Source organism: Bradyrhizobium sp. BLXBL-03 (assembly GCF_051853015.1).
Taxonomy (GTDB): Bacteria; Pseudomonadota; Alphaproteobacteria; order Rhizobiales; family Xanthobacteraceae; genus Bradyrhizobium; species Bradyrhizobium manausense.
On the sequence record NZ_CP182470.1, the window covers coordinates 5,523,862 to 5,540,608 of the forward strand.

Below are 16,747 nucleotides of genomic sequence, written 5' to 3' on the forward strand. Positions count from 1 at the left end.
ACCTTCGTGGGTTAGCGTGGGAGAACCGGCACAGCGGTCGGGCCGAGCTCGCTGGTCAAGGTCTTGAGGAATGCGACGAGGTCGGCCTTGTCCTGCGCGGACAGGTCGAGCGGGCGCATGAGATCGGATCGGCTGGGCCGGTCGACGCCGGCATGGTCGTAATGGTCGATGACAGCTTCCAGCGTGGGGAGCGAGCCGTCATGCATATAGGGGCCGCGACGGGTGATCTCGCGCAGGCCCGGCGTCTTGAACGCGTGCTGCATCTTGATGACGCCAGGCAGGTATTCACCGCGACCGATATCCTTGCTCGGCAACCCGATGTCCTGAAAGCCCTCGTTGGTGAAGTTCCAGCCCTCGTGGCAGGCCGCGCATTGCGCCTTGCCGTTGAACACGACGAAGCCGCGCTTGGCCTCCTCGGAGATCGCCTTCTCGTTGCCGTCGATCCAGGCGTCGAACGGAGCCCGTTCTGAAACGACCGTACGCTCATAGGTCGCGATTGCCTGCGCCAGCGTCTTCGGCTTCATGCCCTCGCCCGGAAAGGCTGCGTCGAACATCGGCTTGTATTCTGGAATGGTTGCGAGCCGCGTCATGAGCTGGTCGAGCTTCATGTTCATCTCGCCGGGCGACTGGATCGGGCCGAGCGCCTGGTCTTCAAGCGTCGGCAGACGGCCATCCCACATGTAGATCGCGCTCCAGGCCGCGTTGACAACCGTCGGCGAACGACGGCCGAGCTTGGCCATGCCGTGACCGACACCGACCGCAAGCCCGTCACCCCAGCCGAACCCCGGGCTATGGCAGCTCGCGCAGGACTGCGCTGACGTCACCGAGAGACGCGTGTCGAAATAGAGCTTCTTGCCGAGAGCCGCCTTCTCGGGCGTGAACGGATTGTCCTTGGGAAACGGGATCGTCGCAGGCCGGCGATACAGCGCCTTGAGCGCATCGACACCGCCAGGTCCATTTTGCGTGATCTCGACCTTCCGGCTTTCGCCGACCACGGCGGCGCCAAAACCGATGCTCGCGGAACCGAGAACGCCGAGTGCGGCGGATGCGATCGTCGCAACGAGCAATCGCGAGCGATGAGAGCCCTGCGTCGGCATGCGAATGTTTCCCCCAGCCGGATGTCGTTTGCGACACCGAAATAAATTATGCAACGCACGATGAGTACGTGATTAAAATAGCGGCAATTCGTTAAGCAGATCGTACCGGGGACATTGCTCCGCTATCTATTTTCGAAATTTCAGCAATCGTAAAGTGCGGGAAGAATCGGCAATCAACGACGAGTTGCGCTCCGAGCAACAAATGTTAGTGGCGAGGTGATCGCGACCAACATTTGTTTGTCGATCACGCAGTTCTGAATTTCCGATTATGGCATTATGCCGGTGTTTTGCCCGACGAAGCAAGCGATTTCGTCAAGTCAGAAATTTCGTCAGGCCCTTCAAGCCCATCGCTACGGTGCATGGGGTTGTTTTCAGATGATGTTTCGGGGAGGCCAAACGAATGGCCTCTTCCCGGTGGGGAAGAGGCCCTTGCAGACGCGACAGTTTCGACTGATGACGCGGTCCCTACTCCCAGGACCAGGCCGAGAAGTCATTCTCGAACTGCGGAACTTCCTTCCAGACGCCTTTCAGCTTCTTGTTGATGACCGTCGGCCATTGCGGCTGGAACAGGAAGCCGGCCACGGCGTCGGTCGCCAGCATCTTCTGGGCATCGCCGAGCAGCTTGGCGCGACCGGCTTCGTCAGGCGTCGAGACGATCTGCTTGTAGAGCGCGTTGAAGGCCTCGTTGTTGTAGCCGAGATAGTAGTCCGGCTCGGTGAGCTTGACGAGGTCGAACGGCTCGACATGGCTGACGATGGTGAGGTCGTAATTGTGCGGACCGTTCGGTGCGAACACCTGCGACAGCCATTGCGCCCATTCGACGTTCTCGATCTTGGCGGTGATGCCGACCTTGGCGAGCTGGGCCGCCAGGATCTCGCCGCCCTGCCGCGCGTAAGGCGGCGGCGGCAGCTTCAGACTGATTTCGAGCGGCGTGGTGACGCCGGCCTCCGTCAGCAGCTTCTTGGCCTTCTCGGGGTCGTAGGGGTTGATGCCTGTCGTGTCGACATAGCCGAGCGAACCCGGCGTGTAGAAGCTGCCGATCGGCGTACCGAAACCTTCGACGGCGCCGTCGATCAATGCCTTGCGGTCGATCGCGGCGAGGATGGCCCGGCGCACCCTGACATCGTCGAGCGGCTTCTTCTTTTCGTTGATGGCGACAATGGTCTTGGCCTTGGAGCCGCCGACCAGCACGGTGAAGCGCGGGTCGTTCTTGAACTGCGCGACGCCGCGGGTGGTGACGCGCGGGAACGCATCGACGTCGCCGGACAGCAGCGCCGCGATCTGCGCCGCGGGATCGCCGATGAAGCGGATCGTCACCTTGGACAGCTTGATCGCGGAGGCGTTGCGATAGTCGGGCCATTTGTTCAGCGTGAGCGAGGAGCCCTTGACCCAGCCGCCCAGCTGATACGGCCCGGTGCCGACCGGCTGCGTCACGTTGGTCGGTGCGCTCTTCGGCTCGACGATGGAACCGCTCGCCTGGCCCAGCAGGAACGGCAGGTTCGGCTCGGGATATTTCAGCGTGAGCACGATCGTGTCTGCATCGGGCGCATCGACCTTCTCGAACGCCTGGAACAGGCTCTTGTCCTTGTTGGTGCTGTTCGCGGCCGCGTTGCGCTCGTAGGAGAATTTCACCGCGGCGGAATCGAAGGCTTCGCCGTTCTGGAATTTGACGCCCTTGCGCAGCTTGAACGTATAGGTCTTCAGGTCAGGCGATGCGGTCCAGCTCTCGGCGAGCAGCGGTGAGACCGAGCCGTCCTCGTTGATCTTGGTGAGGGTCTCATAGATGTTGTAGAGCGTGACCTCCGCGATCGCGGCGGCGGCCGCGTTGGTCGGGTCGAGCCCCGGCGGCTCCAGCGTCATGCCCATGACGACGCTGTCCTTCTTGCTCTGCGCCAGCACCGGCAGCGGCGCCGCGGCCAATGTGGCGGCAAAAGCGACGATCGTTAGCTTCTTCAACATGCCCAACTCCCCGGCCTTCTTCTGTCCTTCTGAGACTACGCCAATTCCGCAGCCGACACTAACCTTCCCGGGCGGCCCGCGGCAATGCCATCAGGGCCTCCGCCTTGTGGCAGGCGGCGAGATGTCCCTCGCCCACCCTGCGTAGCAAGGGCGGAACCTCGCGGCAATGCTGGTCGGCGAGCGGGCAGCGCGCCACGTAGGGGCATCCGGTCGCCGCCGCCGATTGCGAGGCGATCGCCTGGGCCCCCCGGCGGCGCCGTCCGCCCCCGGCCCGCGCCCGCGGCACGGCGTCCAGCAGCGCCCGCGTGTAGGGATGCGCGCAGCGCTCGAACAGATCTTCGGGGCGACCCTGCTCGACCACCCGGCCGAGATACATCACCGCGACCTCGTCGCAGAGATAATCGACGACCGCGAGGTCGTGGCTGATCAGAATGTAGCTGAGGCCGAACTGCTCCTGCAGATCCTGCATCAGGTTGAGGACCTGCGCCTGCACCGAGACGTCGAGCGCGGAGACCGGCTCATCCGCAACGATCAGCTTTGGCTGGGTGATCAGCGCACGCGCAATCGCGATGCGCTGGCGCTGACCGCCGGAGAATTCGTGCGGATATTTGTCCATATCCGCTTCGCGCAATCCGACCTGCTTCAGCACCGTCGCGACGCGGGCGCGGAAGGCGGTCCGGTCGGCATCGTCAAGCACGGTGAGCGGCTCGGCGACGATGCGGCCAATGGTTTGGCGTGGGTCGAGCGAGCCGTACGGGTCCTGAAATACCATCTGGAAATCGCGCCGCGCACGGCGCAGTTCATCAGGAGAGATGCGGTTGAGATCGCGGCCGAGCAGCGTGACCTGCCCTGCCGCCGGCCGCTCCAGCGCCATCACGACGCGCGCAAACGTGGATTTGCCCGAACCGGATTCGCCGACGATGCCGAGGCTTTTGCCGCCCTGAACCTGCAGGCTGACGCCGTTGAGCGCGCGCACCTGGCCGGGCGGACGGAACAGGCTTTCGCGCGGCAGCGTGTAACGCTGCTCGAGATCCTTGACGTCGAGAAGCGGCGCTGCGGTCATGCGGACAGCGCCCCGACATTCGCGGCCATCGAAACGTCGGTTCTGATGCAGCGGACATTGTGGCCGGCCCCGACCTCCACCATCGGCGGCAGCGCAGAGCGACATCGTTCGATCACCAGCGGACATCGATCGGCAAAAGTGCAGCCGGAGGGCAGATCGGCGAGCTCCGGCACCGTGCCCGAGATCGTCGTCAGCCGCGTCCCCTTACGCGCGCCGAGTTTTGGGCGGGCGCGGAACAGGCCCTGCGTATAGGGATGCCCCATCCGGCGGAACACCTCGTTGGTCGGCCCGCTCTCGACGACCGTGCCGCCATACATCACCATCATGCGCTGCACGTTCTCGGCGATGACGCCGAGATCGTGCGAGATCAGGATCATCGACATGCCGCGCTCCTCGACAAGATCGGCGACGAGGTCGAGGATCTGGCCCTGGATGGTGACGTCGAGCGCCGTGGTCGGCTCATCCGCGATCAACAGGTCCGGCTCGCAGGCGAGCGCCATCGCAATGGTGACGCGCTGGCGCTGGCCGCCGGAGAACTGGTGCGGATAAGCATCGATACGCTTGGCGGGATCGGGCAGCCCGACACGGTCGAGCAATGCAATCGCTTCTTTGCGCGCCTGCGCAGCGGAGTATCTCTTGTGGCGCCGCAGGGGTTCTGCGACCTGGTGCCCGATCGTGTGCATCGGGTTCAGCGCCGTCATCGGCTCCTGGAAGATCATGCTGATGCGATTGCCGCGCAGCTTGCAGTATTCCGCGTCAGGCAGCCGCGCGAGCTCGGCACCATCAAGCTTGATGCTGCCGGTGACGACGGCACTATCAGGCAGCAACCCCATCAGCGACAGCGCCGTGACCGACTTGCCGCAGCCGGATTCGCCGACGAGCCCGAGCGTCTCGCCGCGCTTCAACGCAAAACTGACGCCGCGCACGGCCTGCGCCGGGCCGCGGCTGGTGTTGAGGCGGACGCCGAGATTGTCGACCTCGATCAGGGTTGCGGAACCGGGCATCGTCATCGCTCCCGCGCCAGACGGGGATCGAGCAAATCGCGCAAGCCGTCACCGAGCAGGTTGAGGCCGAGCACCGCGATTGCGATCGCCGCGCCCGGATAGACCGCGAGCATCGGCGACTGGAACAGCATGGTCTGCGCATCGTTCAGCATGCGGCCCCAGGACGGCTGCGGCGGCTGCGTGCCGAGGCCGAGATAGGACAGCGCGGCTTCAGCGAGGATCGCCAACGCGAACTGGATGGTGGCCTGCACGATCAGGATCGACAGGATGTTCGGCAGCACGTGCTCGATCGTGATACGGAACGCGCCCTTGCCCGAGGCACGCGCGGCCAACACGAATTCACGCGCCCAGATCGCATTGGCCGAGCCGCGCGTCAGCCGGGTCAAGGTCGGGATCTGGAAGATGCCGATCGCGATGATCGAGGTCACCATGCCCGGTCCTGCCACCGCGGCCAGCATGATCGCCGACAGCACGGCCGGAAAGGCAAAGGTGAAATCGGAGAAGCGCATGATGATCTCTTCGGTCCAGCCGCGCTTGGCCGAAGCGATCAGGCCGAGGCAGACGCCGAAGGAAAGACCGATGCTGACCGCGATAATGCCGACCAGGATGGTCGAGCGCGCGCCCGCGAGCAGCAGAGAGACGATGTCGCGGCCGAAGGAATCGGTGCCGAGCCAGTGCGCCGCCGACGGCGGCCGGAGTTTCGCGGCGATATCGATCTCGTACGGAGACCACGGCGTCCACACCAGCGAGAGCAGCGCCGAGGCGACCACCAGCAGGCTGAGCAGGCCACCCAGCACAAAACTGCGATGGCGCAGCGCGCGGCTCCAGAATGTGCGTGCCGGCAAGGGCCGCGTTGCGATCGGCGCGTCAACCGGGGGGGAAAGCTGCGCGCTCACAGGTCGTGCACCTTGATGCGGGGATCGATGAAGGCATAGAGCACATCGACCACGAAATTGACGATGACCACCATGGCCGCCAGCAGCATCACGCAATTGCGCACCACGATGAGGTCGCGGTTGGCGATCGACTGGAAGATCAGCCGGCCGAGGCCGGGCAGATAGAACACGTTCTCAATCACGATGGTGCCGGCGAGCAGATTGGCGAATTGCAGTCCCATCACCGTCATCACCGGGATCATGGCATTGCGCAGCACGTGGCTCCACAGCACCTCGCGCTTGCCGAGCCCCTTCGCGCGCGCCGTGCGGACAAAATCTTCACGCAGCACTTCGAGCACGGCTGACCGTGTCACGCGGGCGAGGATCGCGGCCTGCACGACAGCGAGCGAGATCGATGGCAGCAGCAACGATTTTACACCCAGCCAGATGCCGTCATCCCAGCCGGCGAAGCCGCCTGCGGAAAGCCATTGCAGCCGCACCGCGAACAGCAGAACCAGGAGAATGGCAAACCAGAAGTTCGGCAACGCGATGCCCACTTGCGTCAGCGACATCACGCCGACGTCGCCGAGCTTGTTGTGGTTGGCCGCGGTGTAAATGCCGGCCGAGAGCGCCAGCACCACCGTGATCAGCATCGACATGATCGCGAGCGGGACGGTCAGCACCAGCCGCTCTGCGATCAGGCTCGCAACTGGCGTGCCATAGACATAGGAATTGCCGAGATCGCCGATGACGATACCCTTGATCCATTGCAGATAGCGGATCGCCAGCGGCTGGTCGAGCCCGAGCTTGATCGTGAGCGCACGGACCGCGTCAGGCGAGGCGTCAGCCCCCATCAGCATCTGCGCGGCATTGCCAGGCAGCGCGTCCAGCACCAGGAAAATGATCACGGATGCGCCGACCAGCGTCGCCAGCAATGTCAGGACACGTCGGAGGACAAATACGCTCATGCGCGGTCGGGTTCACGGCTCATCAGCGGCACGATCAACATGTCCGGACGTCGGACGCAAGCCCTTTGCGGCCTATACATGCCATCATTCCGGCCGGCGGGCGAGAAGATCGGACGCGGCCTCGAACAGCGCACTGACCCGCAGCAATTCCGCGTCGAGCCGGAAGCGGCCGACGAGTTGGAGCCCGATCGGCAGGCCGTCGCGGCCGAAGCCGCAGGGCAGACTGATCGCGGGGTGGCCGGTCATGTTGAACGGCATGGTCCAGGGGAACCAGTGCGGCCGGAGGCTATCAAACTGCACCCCGTCGATCTCGATCTTGCCGAACAGGTCCTGGTCGATCGGCAGTGCGGTGCGGGTGATGGTCGGCATCGCCAGCAAATGCCCGCGCGCAAGCAGGGATTGCACCCGGCGGAACAACGCCGTGCGCGCGAACATCGCCTCCTGATAGTCGACGCCGCTGACATTGGTCGCGAGTGCAATCTGCTTGATGAAAGCGTCGCTAAGAACCTCGCGATGCTCGGCCACCAGCTTCGAGAAGCGCGAGCGCCAGACGGTGTGGTTGATGGCCCGCCAGATCGGCTCGACATCGTAGCCCTCGCCGGAGAACTCCTCGAGCTCGGCACCGAGGTCAGCGAGCCGGTCGAGGCTCGCCTTGAAGGCGGCGGCGACATCGGCCGACACGGGCCGGCCGGGCGGCGAAGCACAGAACAGGATTTTTTGCCCGCGCAGATCGCCGCGCGGCGCGGCGGGGCCGATGAAGTCAGGCACGGGCACACCGATCGACCAAGGATCGCAGGAATCTTCGCCCGCCATCGCCTGCATCATCAGCGCCGTGTCGGCGACCGTGCGCGTGGTCGGCGTGACATAGGTCTGGTTGCCGAACGCATCGAGCGCCTGGCTGTGCGCGATCACGCCGTTGCTCTGCTTCAAGCCAACGACTCCGTTGCAGGCGGCGGGAATTCGCGTCGAGCCGCCGCCATCGGTCGCGATCGCCAGCGGCGCGATGCCGCTCGCCACCGCCACGGCCGCGCCGCCGCTGGAGCCGCCGGAGGAGCGCTCCGCGCTCCAGGCATTGCGGGTGCGGCCGAACAGCGGCGAGTCGGTCAGGCACTTGCTGCCGAATTCGGGCGTCGTCGTCTTGCCAATCAGGATCGCGCCTTCCGCGCGCAGCTTCCCGACCGCGACCGCATCTTCGGTCGGCACATTGTCCTTGTAGGGAACTGCGCCGAAGGTGGTCCTCACGCCCTTGGTGTTGACGATGTCCTTGACCGTCATGGGAAGCCCGTGCAGCAGGCCAAGCCGCTCGCCCGCCATCACCTTGCGCTCGGCCTCGCGCGCCGCTGCCATCGCCTCGTCGCCGCAGATCGTGATGAAGAGGTTCAGCTTGGGCTGAAGCGCTTCGGCGCGCGCGAGCGCAGCGCGGGTGATTTCGACGGGGGAAATCTGCTTGTTCGCAATCAGCGGACGCAATTCGGTTGCGGACAGCAGGCAGGGATCGCCGTTCATCGTCAAATCATGCTCCGAAGCGGGCCGCCGTTGGCCTCATGCATTGACATCGAGAATGACAGTTTTGTTAACTCGGCGTCCAATACGATTTTGGTGGTCAACCCATACGGTTTGGGTATGCCTATGGATCTTCGCCGTCTCCGCTATTTCGTCGCCGTGGCCGAGGCCCGCAGCGTAGGCAAGGCCGCCGACCAGTTGCGGATGGCGCAGCCGCCGCTCTCTGTCCAGATCCGCAAGCTCGAGGCAGAGGTCGGCGCGCCGCTATTTCACCGCGGCACGCGCGGCATGGACCTGACGGAGGCGGGCCAAGCCCTGCTTGCCCGCGCCGGCGAGGCCCTGGCGCTGGCGGCCGACGGCATCGAAGCCGCTCGCGCGGTCGCGGCTGGCAGGCGCGGGCGGCTCTCGGTCGGCTACATGTTCGTGCTGGCGAACGCCGTGCTGCCGCGGCTGATCCCGGAGCTGCGGCGATCCATTCCTGGGGTCGATCTCGACTTCGTCGACCTCAGCGCATCAACGCGCGAGGCGCGGCTGCTCGACCGCAGCGTCACGGTTGCGCTGTGCATGCCGGCGATCCACCATCCTGAAATCCAGGTGACGCGGATCGGCGCGCAACCCTTCATGCTGGCGATGGCGAACAGCTCGCCGCTGGCACGTCTCGGCGCCGTACCGATCGCGCGCTTGCAGGGCCGCCCGCTAATCGCACTACCACCGCCGGAGCGGGACCCCGCCTCCTCCGCGGTCGCGGCCCTGCTGCGGCGGCATCAAATCGTGATGCCGATCGCTAGAGCATGATGTTTTTGACTGGAATCGGGGTTCCCAGAGCGGGCGATTTCTGATTCAAGCTCCATGCTGGAGTGCGGAGGCCAGCATGGATGACGCGCCCCTATTCGGAAGACATCCGTGAACGTGCCTTGGCTCGCGCTGACGCGGGCGAGACGGTTCGTTCGATCGCGAAGGCGCTACAGATCAGCCCCTCGTGCGTGACGAAGTGGAAGAACCTAAGGCGTGATACCGGAGGCCTGGCGCCCGGCCAGATCGGCGGCCACAAGAAGCGGGTTCTGTCGGATGCCAACGCCGACTGGCTGCGCAAACGCATTCGCTCGGGGCCATTCACCTTGCGCAAGCTGACGCAGGAGCTGGCCGCACGGGGGATCAAGACAGACGTGCGGGCGGTGTGGACTTTTGTTCACGCCGAGGGGCTCAGCTTCAAAAAAAACGCTTCTACCAGCCGAGCAGGATCGCCCAGACGTCGCCCGTAAGCGGACCCGATGGAAAGCGCATCAAGGCAGGATTGACGTCACGCGGCTGGTTTTTATCGACGAGACGTGGATCAAGACCAATATGGCGCCGCTACGCGGCTGGGGGCCTTGTGGGCAGCGCCTCCAAGCCTCTGCACCTTTCGGCCATTGGAAGACCATGACCTTCATCGCGGCGCTGCGTCATGATCGGATCAGTGCGCCTTGGGTGATTGATGGTCCCATCAATGGTGAACTCTTCACGCTGTACGTCGAGAAGGTGTTGGCACCCACCCTCGCACCGGGCGAGATCGTCGTTCTCGACAATCTTGGCAGCCACAAGGGCAAAGCGGCTCGCCAAGCTATCCGCGCCAGAGGAGCCCACCTTATCTTCTTGCCGCCCTACAGCCCTGACCTCAACCCGATCGAGCAGGTCTTCGCCAAACTCAAACACCTCATGCGATCCGCAGAACCCCGTGACGTCGAGGCAACCTGGCGGAAGGTTGGTGAACTCCTCGATCTCTTCTCCGAGGCGGAGTGCACCAACTACTTCAAAAACTCAGGCTATGTTTCCGTGTAAATACATCATGCTCTAGCCGGGTGGAGACGGTGAATTCGGCGATGAGCCTGGTTCTTGCCGGTGAGGGGCTCGCGATCCTGCCGGCCTGTGCCAAGCTCGGTGCGCCGCGCGGCATCGTGTTTCGGCCGCTGGGCGATGTCGCCGATTCCATCGACATCGCGGTGTGCTGGCGGCGAGATTCGCAGAGCCCGCTCATCCCTAAATTTCTGAAATGCGCCGAAAAGGCTGTCGCGCGACTGTGACGTGGCCTACCAGCTCCAGCTGATCTCGTGGCTCCAGGGCGGATCGGCGCCCGGGCGGGTACAGGTGAGGCCGGCGCAGTTTGCGGCAAAAGACAATGCGCGACGAAGCCCATCGGCGCTGATGTCCTTGAGTTGCTGTCTGGCGAGACGGCCCTGCTTGTGCAGTGCGAACAGCAATGCGGCCTGGAAGCTGTCACCGGCGCCGATGGTATCGGCGACCGCGACCTTCGGCGCCTCGACCTCGATCTGGCCCGTCTTCGCATGCCAGGCGATGGCGCCGTTGTTGCCGCGGGTGATGACGACAAGGCTCGGGCCCTGCCCCAGCATGGCGTCCGCGCGCTGCTGATACGGCTCCTCGCCGAAGAGATAAGCGAAGTCGACGTCCGACATCTTGATGAGATCGGCTTGGGTCGCGAACTCCACCATGCGGGCGAGATAGCCCGGCTTGTCCTTGACCAGATTGGGCCGGCAATTCGGATCGAAGGAGATCGTCGACGTCGCCTTGGCATCTGCAATCAACGCTTTGGTCTCGGCGGCGCCTTGATCGTTGACCAGCGTGGTCGAGCCGACATGAACAGCCTCGACCGTATCGAACGGGAGGGTGCCGCGCCGAAACGTCCAATTCCGGGTCGCGGTCTCGGCGTCATAGAACGCATAATGCGACTCGCCGGCGACGATGCGGACGAAGGCCAGCGTGGTCTGGTGATCGCTGCGCGTGGCGAAACCAAGCTCGACATTCGATGCGGCGGCATGCTCCGCGATCATGCTTCCGAACATGTCGTTCGAGATGCCGCCGACAAAACCGGTGGGGGCGCCGAGCCGCGCGATGCCGATCGCGACGTTGAGACAGGAGCCGCCGACCGCCGGCATCACCGCTTCGCGGCCCTCGGCGTTTTTCGTCGGCACGAAATCAATCAGTGCATCGCCGCAAGAAATCAGCATGTCTCTCAACAGGTCCTTCTAACTCTTGGCGATGTCGCGCATCGCCGCGCGACTGTCGCGATCGACCTCGCGCAGCAGCTTGTACACCTCGCGCTTCCTGGTGTGAAATGCGGCCATGTCGGGCGCGGTCGGTTCGCTCTTGCGCCCGAGCGCCGACATCTTTGCCATGGTCTCGCCGATCGAGGCATAGGCGCCGCCGGCGACCGCACCGAGCATCGCGGCGCCCAAGAGCACCGGCTCCCTGGTCTGCGGCAACGCGACGGTGAGGCCGGTGGTATCGGCCATGATCTGCCGCACCAAGGGGCTGCGGCTGGCGCCGCCGCCCATGATCATGATGCCGGCATGAACGCCATGCGCGGCAAAGGCTTCGATCACCTCGGCGAGTCCATAAGCGAGCCCGCACAGGCCTGCAACGAAGAGCCGCTCCATCGAACCGACATCGGTGTCGAGATCGAGGCCGGCGATCACAGCGCGCGTATCGGGGTCGGCGTAAGGCGAGCGGTTGCCGATGAACTCGGGGAGCACATGGACGTCGCGGGCGAGCAGTGCCGCGCGGCTGGCATCGCCGGCGTGCGCGATGATGCGGCGCTCGAGAAACTCGATGAGGTCGACACCCTCATTCTTCGCCGCCGCACTCGCCTCGGCATGGCGCGGATGCGATCTGAGAAGGTGGTCGATCGCCGCGCCGGCGGCCGATTGGCCGCCTTCGTTGAGCCAGAAGTTCGGCACCATACCGGAATAATAGGGTCCCCAGACGCCCGGCACGAAGCACGGATCCTTCGTCGTCGCCATGATGCAGGCCGACGTTCCCATGATGTAGGCCAGACGATCGGTGACGTCAGTCGTTCCGCCCGACCCGTCGCGTCCGCCGATCGCGCCGATGCCGCCGGCGTGAGCATCGATCAGGGAGGCGCCGACCGGGGTGCCCGCGGACAGGCCGAGATCGACGGCGGCGGCGCTGGTGAGGCCGGCGCCGAGCCGCGTGCCAGGGGCAACGATCTCGGTACCGATGCGGGCGTATTTTTCACTCACGAAGTCGGACAGGCCGATGCGCTTGAAGAACGGCGCGCTCCAGCCGCCGCCGTCATGGGCGAGATAGTTCCATTTGCAGGTGACGGTGCAGGTCGAGCGCTGCAGCGATCCGGTCGCGCGCCAGGTCAGATAGTCTGCCAGATCGAAGAAATGCCCGGCGGAATCAAAGCTCGCGCGCAGATGACGCTTGAGCCACAATAGCTTCGGCATCTCCATCTCGGGTGAGATCGAGCCGCCGACATAGCGCAGCACGTCGTCTGCGGTCTCGTTGATCAGCCGCGCCTCGGCGATGGCGCGATGGTCCATCCAGACAATGACGTTGCGTTGCTTCTCGCCGGAGGCGCTGACCGTGACCGGCTCGCCCTCGCGGTCGAGCACAACCAGGGAACAGGTCGCGTCGAAACCGATGCCGCCGACACTGTCGGGCGCGATGGCCGCCTCCGCCGTCGCCGCCCGCACCGATTTGACACAGGCCTCCCAGATGTCCTGCGAGGACTGCTCGACGATGTCGCCGGCCTCGTGCCAGACCCGGATCGGATGCTTGGCGGTCGCAAGCAGCGTTCCCGCCTCGTCAAACACCCCTGCCCGCGTGCTCGTGGTCCCTACATCGACGCCGATATACGCTCGCGGCATTGTCGCTCCCGGTGGCTTCCGTCAGTTTTGACGGCAAGCCTACCAGCAAGTGTAGCCGCCATCCACCAGCACGATGCTGCCGGTCATCAGGCTCGCGGCCTCAGATGCCAGGAACAGCACGACCGAGGCGATCTCCTCGACCTGCCCCATCCGCCCCATCGGAGTTCCACCGATCCAGGCGTCGTACATTTTCGGGGTGCTCTTCACGAAGGCGTTGAGCGGCGTGTCGATATAGGTCGGCGCCACCGCATTGACGCGGATGCCGCGCGCGCCCCATTCGGCAGCCAGCGACTTGGTCAGATGGTGCACGCCGGCCTTGGAGGCATTGTAGAAGCACTGCTCCTGCGGCTTGTTGACGATGAAGCCGGACATCGAGCCGACGTTGACGATAGCGCCGCTTTTGGCCTTGAGCATATGCTTGCCGAACTCGCGGCAGCACCAGAAGGTGCCGTTGAGATTGACATCGATGACGTTGAGCCAGTGCTCATCGGTCACGGTCTCGGCCGGGGTTTCGCTGCGCGCAATGCCGGCGTTGTTGACGAGGATGTCAACCTTGCCGTGCCGGGCGACGAGATCGTTCGCCACCTCCGCCACCCGTTTGGTGTCGGTAACGTCCATGATCGCGGTCTCGATGTCATAACCCTTCGCCTTCAGGCTGGCCTTGGCGTCGCCGGCGACTTTGCTGTCGCGGTCGCCGATGATCACCTCGGCGCCAGCTTCGGCCAGTGCCTCCGCGCAGGCGAGCCCAATACCCTGCCCGCCGCCTGTAATAAACGCGGTCTTGCCGCTCAGTTTGAATTTTTCCAGGTACATGATCGTAGTCCCGTTTCTTGTTAGTTCCTGATCGCATTGCCACTCGCGTCGAAGCGGTGGATGCGCGTGGGGTCCGGCAGCAGCGACACGCGGTCGCCGGCATGCAGGCTCAGTTCGCCGATGTAGCGCGCGGTCAACATCCCGAGCGGCCCGGCATCGACATAAAGAAAGGTGTCGCTGCCGAGGTGCTCGGCGACCGCGATCGTGCCCTGCCAGCCGCCACCACCGTCGCGCTCGATCTTGAGATGCTCCGGCCGCACGCCGATGGTGGCCGCGCCCTGCTGCACGGCGCTGTCGCCGGTGACGAAATTCATCTTGGGCGAGCCGATGAAGCCGGCGACGAAGAGATTGGCGGGCCGCTCGTAGAGCTCCAGCGGCGAGCCGTATTGCTCGATCTTGCCGGCGTTGAGCACGACGATCTTGTCGGCCATGGTCATGGCCTCGACCTGGTCGTGGGTGACATAGATCGCGGTGGTGCCCAGCTGTTTCTGGAGCCGCGTCACCTCGATGCGCATCTGCACGCGCAGGGCGGCGTCCAGATTGGACAGCGGCTCGTCGAACAGGAATCCCTTGGGCTCGCGGACGATGGCGCGTCCAATCGCGACGCGCTGGCGCTGGCCACCAGAGAGCTCTCTCGGCTTGCGGTCGAGATAGGGCGTGAGGTTCAGCGTCGCCGCGGCCGCCTCGACCTTGCGATTGATCTCGTCCTTGGGCAATCCTGCCATCTTCAGGCCAAAGCCGATGTTGCCGCGCACGCTCATATGCGGATAGAGCGCATAGGACTGGAACACCATCGACAGGCCGCGCTTGGCCGGCGGCGTGTCGACGACGTTCTTGCCGTCGATCAGGATGGCGCCGCCGGTAACGTCCTCGAGGCCTGCGATCAGCCGAAGCAGCGTGGTCTTGCCGCAGCCGGAAGGACCGACAAAGACGACGAAGGAGCCGTCGGCGATGTCGAGATCGGCGCCCTTGATGATATGCACGGGGCCGAAGGATTTCTGCACGCCCTGAAGTGTGATCTGACCCATGATCCGGCAGCCCCTTTATTTCACCGCGCCGAAGGTGAGCCCGCGCACGAGCTGCTTCTGGCTGAACCAACCGAGGACGAGAATGGGCGCGATCGCCAGCGTCGAGGCCGCTGACAGCTTTGCCCAGAACAGTCCTTCTGGACTGGAATAGGATGCGATGAACGTGGTGAGCGGCGCGGCGTTCGAGGTCGACAGGTTCAGCGTCCAGAACGCCTCGTTCCAAGCCAGGATCAAATTGAGCAGTAAGGTCGACGCCAGCCCCGGGATCGCCATCGGCGTCAGGACGTAGACAAGCTCGCGGCCGATCGTGGCGCCGTCCATACGCGCGGCTTCGAGAATGTCGCGCGGGATCTCCTTGAAATAGGTAAACAGCATCCAGATCACGATCGGCAAATTGCCGAGGCAGAGGATGAAGACCAGGCCGATGCGGGAATCGAGCAAGCCAAAGCTCTTGTAGATCAGGTAGATCGGCACCAGCACGCCGACCGGCGGCATCATCTTGGTCGAAAGCATCCAGAGCAGGACGTCCTTGGTGCGCTTGGTCGGCGAGAACGCCATCGACCAGGCTGCGGGGACTGCGATCAGGAGCGCAATCAGCGTCGAGCCGCCGGCGATGATGATCGAGTTCATGGCGTGGAGAAAATAATCGCTGCGTTCCTGCACCGTCGCGTAATTCTCCGTGGTCCAGTGGAAGAACAGGAACGACGGCGGGATCGCGAAAGCTTCGAGCTCGGTTTTGAAACTGGCCAGGACCATCCACAGGATCGGGAAGAAAATCAGGAAGCCGAAGAACCAGGCCCCAATCGTCGAGACCACCACTCGCTGCGTTGTTGACTTGCGCGCCATGATTTCAGGCTTCCAGGTTGCGGCCGACGATTCGGACCAGGAAGAAGGCGACGATATTGGCGATGACCACCGCGACGAGTCCGCCCGCCGAGGCGCTGCCGACGTCGAACTGGATCAGCGCCTGCGAATAGATCAGGAAGGCGATATTGGTGGTTTGCAGGCCCGGCCCGCCCCCGGTGGTGACGAAGATCTCGGCGAATACCGTCAGCAGGAAGATGGTCTCGATCAGGATCACCACGGTGATCGGACGCGCCAGATGAGGCAGCGTGATGTAGATGAAGGTCGAGATCGCGCTGGCACCGTCCATCTCGGCCGCTTCCTTCTGCTCTTCGTCGAGCGATTGTAGCGCGGTCAGCAGGATCAGCGTCGCAAATGGCAGCCATTGCCAGGCCACGATCAGGATCACCGAGAACAGCGGCACGTCGTTGAACCAGTCGATCGGCGTGAGCCCGACCAGCTTGGCGAGCCAGGCGAACAGACCTGAGACCGGGTGCATCAGCAGGTTCTTCCAGACCAGCGCGCTCACCGTCGGCATCACGAAGAACGGCGCGATCACCATCAGCCGCACGAAATTGCGGCCCACCACGGGCTGGTCGAGCAACAGTGCCAGGGGAATGCCGAGCACGATCGTCAGCGCCAGCACGGAGCCGACCAGCACCAGCGTGTTCTGGAGCGAGGCGAGAAAGGCCGGGTCGGTGAGGAAGTAGCGGAAGTTTTCGAGCCCGATGAATGCCTCCGAACCCGGATCGAGCAGGCTGTAGTGCAGCGTAGAGAAATAGAGCGTCAGCGCGAGCGGAACGATCATCCAGATGAACAGCAGTCCGACGGCTGGCGTCAGGAGCGACCGCGCAAGAAACTGCGTCTGCCGGGTTGCCATCCTCGGGATCTCCCTCAGAGCGTTTTCGAGCGAAGTGGAGACCGGTT

14 protein-coding genes and 2 pseudogenes are annotated in these 16,747 nt (G+C 64.2%); 3 read left to right on the plus strand and 13 right to left on the minus strand.

Translation table 11 applies throughout. The features are described from left to right. Positions 1–11 precede the first annotated feature (11 nt). From ACNJX9_RS26645 to ACNJX9_RS26675, 7 genes are all read right to left on the minus strand, one after another. Positions 12–1,097: a cytochrome-c peroxidase gene (locus tag ACNJX9_RS26645; protein ID WP_057758915.1), complete on the minus strand. Its 1,086-nt coding sequence runs from the start codon at positions 1,095–1,097 to the stop codon at positions 12–14. Positions 1,098–1,562: 465 nt separating this feature from the next. Then, positions 1,563–3,056 carry an ABC transporter substrate-binding protein gene (locus ACNJX9_RS26650; RefSeq protein WP_439405007.1) on the minus strand — a complete coding sequence of 498 codons (1,494 nt, stop codon included), beginning with the start codon at positions 3,054–3,056 and terminating at the stop codon, positions 1,563–1,565. Positions 3,057–3,114: 58 nt separating this feature from the next. Continuing rightward, positions 3,115–4,119 (minus strand): ABC transporter ATP-binding protein, encoded by a 1,005-nt coding sequence (locus ACNJX9_RS26655; RefSeq protein ID WP_439405009.1) that lies wholly within the window; start codon positions 4,117–4,119, stop codon positions 3,115–3,117. Beyond that, positions 4,116–5,129 (minus strand): ABC transporter ATP-binding protein, encoded by a 1,014-nt coding sequence (locus ACNJX9_RS26660; RefSeq protein ID WP_439405011.1) that lies wholly within the window; start codon positions 5,127–5,129, stop codon positions 4,116–4,118. Before ACNJX9_RS26660 ends, ACNJX9_RS26655 begins: the two co-directional genes overlap by 4 nt. Then, positions 5,126–6,019 carry an ABC transporter permease gene (locus ACNJX9_RS26665; RefSeq protein WP_439405012.1) on the minus strand — a complete coding sequence of 298 codons (894 nt, stop codon included), beginning with the start codon at positions 6,017–6,019 and terminating at the stop codon, positions 5,126–5,128. The genes ACNJX9_RS26660 and ACNJX9_RS26665 overlap by 4 nt, the downstream gene beginning before the upstream one ends. Further along, positions 6,016–6,966: an ABC transporter permease gene (locus ACNJX9_RS26670; RefSeq protein ID WP_439405013.1), complete on the minus strand. Its 951-nt coding sequence runs from the start codon at positions 6,964–6,966 to the stop codon at positions 6,016–6,018. Before ACNJX9_RS26670 ends, ACNJX9_RS26665 begins: the two co-directional genes overlap by 4 nt. Before the next feature lie 84 nt (positions 6,967–7,050). Continuing rightward, on the minus strand, positions 7,051–8,472 hold the full coding sequence (locus ACNJX9_RS26675; protein WP_439410134.1) for an amidase: 1,422 nt from the start codon (positions 8,470–8,472) through the stop codon (positions 7,051–7,053). 123 nt (positions 8,473–8,595) lie between these two features. Here ACNJX9_RS26675 and ACNJX9_RS26680 point away from each other — a divergent pair. The 3 genes and pseudogenes from ACNJX9_RS26680 to ACNJX9_RS26690 form a co-directional block, all read left to right on the plus strand. After that, positions 8,596–9,255 (plus strand): annotated as a pseudogene (locus ACNJX9_RS26680) (LysR family transcriptional regulator); the annotation flags it as partial. Positions 9,256–9,344: 89 nt separating this feature from the next. Continuing rightward, positions 9,345–10,287, plus strand: a protein-coding gene (locus ACNJX9_RS26685; RefSeq protein WP_439404163.1) for an IS630 family transposase whose coding sequence is annotated in 2 segments (ribosomal slippage) — positions 9,345–9,680 and positions 9,682–10,287 — 942 coding nt in all. Because the reading frame shifts where the segments join, the coding sequence is not laid out codon by codon here. Positions 10,288–10,298: 11 nt separating this feature from the next. Continuing rightward, positions 10,299–10,529 (plus strand): annotated as a pseudogene (locus tag ACNJX9_RS26690) (LysR substrate-binding domain-containing protein); the annotation flags it as partial. Positions 10,530–10,535: 6 nt separating this feature from the next. Here ACNJX9_RS26690 and ACNJX9_RS26695 read toward each other — a convergent pair. The 6 genes from ACNJX9_RS26695 to ACNJX9_RS26720 are packed head-to-tail and all read right to left on the minus strand — an operon-like array spanning position 10,536 to position 16,700. Continuing rightward, positions 10,536–11,471: a carbohydrate kinase family protein gene (locus ACNJX9_RS26695; protein WP_057758930.1), complete on the minus strand. Its 936-nt coding sequence runs from the start codon at positions 11,469–11,471 to the stop codon at positions 10,536–10,538. An 18-nt stretch (positions 11,472–11,489) separates the two neighbouring features. Beyond that, positions 11,490–13,136 carry an FGGY-family carbohydrate kinase gene (locus ACNJX9_RS26700; protein ID WP_439405014.1) on the minus strand — a complete coding sequence of 549 codons (1,647 nt, stop codon included), beginning with the start codon at positions 13,134–13,136 and terminating at the stop codon, positions 11,490–11,492. A 39-nt stretch (positions 13,137–13,175) separates the two neighbouring features. Next, on the minus strand, positions 13,176–13,949 hold the full coding sequence (locus tag ACNJX9_RS26705) for an SDR family NAD(P)-dependent oxidoreductase (protein ID WP_439405015.1): 774 nt from the start codon (positions 13,947–13,949) through the stop codon (positions 13,176–13,178). Between the two features lie 20 nt (positions 13,950–13,969). Beyond that, complete coding sequence (locus ACNJX9_RS26710) at positions 13,970–14,977, minus strand: ABC transporter ATP-binding protein (RefSeq protein ID WP_439405017.1); 1,008 nt, start codon at positions 14,975–14,977, stop codon at positions 13,970–13,972. A 15-nt stretch (positions 14,978–14,992) separates the two neighbouring features. Beyond that, positions 14,993–15,823, minus strand: coding sequence for a carbohydrate ABC transporter permease (locus ACNJX9_RS26715; RefSeq protein WP_057758936.1), 831 nt, complete (start codon positions 15,821–15,823; stop codon positions 14,993–14,995). 4 nt (positions 15,824–15,827) lie between these two features. Beyond that, positions 15,828–16,700, minus strand: a complete 873-nt coding sequence (locus tag ACNJX9_RS26720) for a carbohydrate ABC transporter permease (RefSeq protein ID WP_057759115.1) — start codon at positions 16,698–16,700, stop codon at positions 15,828–15,830. Positions 16,701–16,747: the final 47 nt, after the last annotated feature.

Bases quoted from the DNA above. Each gene is read 5' to 3' on its own strand.
- ACNJX9_RS26675 (WP_439410134.1), bottom strand. From the start codon at position 8,472: ATGAACGGCGATCCCTGCCTGCTGTCCGCAACCGAATTGCGTCCGCTG.
- ACNJX9_RS26695 (WP_057758930.1), bottom strand. From the start codon at position 11,471: ATGCTGATTTCTTGCGGCGATGCACTGATTGATTTCGTGCCGACGAAA.
- ACNJX9_RS26710 (WP_439405017.1), bottom strand. From the start codon at position 14,977: ATGGGTCAGATCACACTTCAGGGCGTGCAGAAATCCTTCGGCCCCGTG.
- ACNJX9_RS26650 (WP_439405007.1), bottom strand. From the start codon at position 3,056: ATGTTGAAGAAGCTAACGATCGTCGCTTTTGCCGCCACATTGGCCGCG.
- ACNJX9_RS26700 (WP_439405014.1), bottom strand. From the start codon at position 13,136: ATGCCGCGAGCGTATATCGGCGTCGATGTAGGGACCACGAGCACGCGG.
- ACNJX9_RS26660 (WP_439405011.1), bottom strand. From the start codon at position 5,129: ATGACGATGCCCGGTTCCGCAACCCTGATCGAGGTCGACAATCTCGGC.
- ACNJX9_RS26715 (WP_057758936.1), bottom strand. From the start codon at position 15,823: ATGGCGCGCAAGTCAACAACGCAGCGAGTGGTGGTCTCGACGATTGGG.
- ACNJX9_RS26645 (WP_057758915.1), bottom strand. From the start codon at position 1,097: ATGCCGACGCAGGGCTCTCATCGCTCGCGATTGCTCGTTGCGACGATC.
- ACNJX9_RS26670 (WP_439405013.1), bottom strand. From the start codon at position 6,966: ATGAGCGTATTTGTCCTCCGACGTGTCCTGACATTGCTGGCGACGCTG.
- ACNJX9_RS26655 (WP_439405009.1), bottom strand. From the start codon at position 4,119: ATGACCGCAGCGCCGCTTCTCGACGTCAAGGATCTCGAGCAGCGTTAC.
- ACNJX9_RS26705 (WP_439405015.1), bottom strand. From the start codon at position 13,949: ATGTACCTGGAAAAATTCAAACTGAGCGGCAAGACCGCGTTTATTACA.
- ACNJX9_RS26720 (WP_057759115.1), bottom strand. From the start codon at position 16,700: ATGGCAACCCGGCAGACGCAGTTTCTTGCGCGGTCGCTCCTGACGCCA.